We start from the raw sequence: 766 nt of genomic DNA, 5'->3' as shown, positions 1-766 counted from the left end.
TATCTGTCTGTCCTAAAATCTTTTCTCGCAAAGATTGCGGCACTTCCCCAATGGTCTCCAAAAGCTCTATAACTGCCAACGCTCTCCCTTCTGTTCTACCTTCTTCTCTTTCGTCCTGCAGCATCTCTTCCAAAACCATAAACTTCTCCTCCAGTTCCCGGCTTTCCTTCACATGTCTGACGGCTTTTTGCAGCATCTGCACATATTCGTCCTCAAAACTGCTCTCGCTCTCTTCCAGATCTGCTTTTACATACTTTAAAAACTGCACAAGTTCTTCCGGCTCATCCTCCTCATTCTCCCCGGCTGTGCTCAAAAAAAGTGTTCTCTCACCACTCCCAAGTCCAAGATTTGGATTCTCCAGACAGCGGTTTTCAAAGGTGTAACGATACTTTTTTTCTCCAAACGGATCAAAGTCACAAATAAAGATGACATAGGAATCCGGTAGCATGCCATATGTACTCCCTGAGAGAAGTGTTTCCGCATCCATCTGCCCATGATAGTACCTGGAACGTCTCCCTAGCTCTGCCTGCGGCAGCATCTGCATCTCCACATTGTAATGCGTATTTTTTTCATCACGCGCAAATACATCCAGGCGCACACCTTTATATTCCGGGTGATAGACCATACTTTTTTCTTTGATCACTTCCACTCTCTCGATAGAAAAGCCAGCTGCCATCTCCAAAAATCTTCTGCAGTTTTCCGCATCCGACATGACTGCGCCGAACATGAAATTATCCTTGATGGTCAATTCTTTTAAACATTTCTT

General features: G+C 44.8%; 1 protein-coding gene. It reads right to left on the bottom strand.

From position 1 onward, the window contains the following. A partial coding sequence (locus B5F18_RS12360; RefSeq protein WP_143468442.1) for an Rpn family recombination-promoting nuclease/putative transposase occupies positions 1-766 on the bottom strand: 766 nt, incomplete at both ends.

Origin of the sequence: Lachnoclostridium sp. An181 (genome assembly GCF_002160325.1) — a bacterium.
In the GTDB taxonomy this organism is placed as follows: Bacteria; Bacillota; Clostridia; order Lachnospirales; family Lachnospiraceae; genus An181.
The sequence above is the reverse complement of the archived record's forward strand: the minus strand, read 5'-3'. Positions and strand labels throughout refer to the sequence as shown.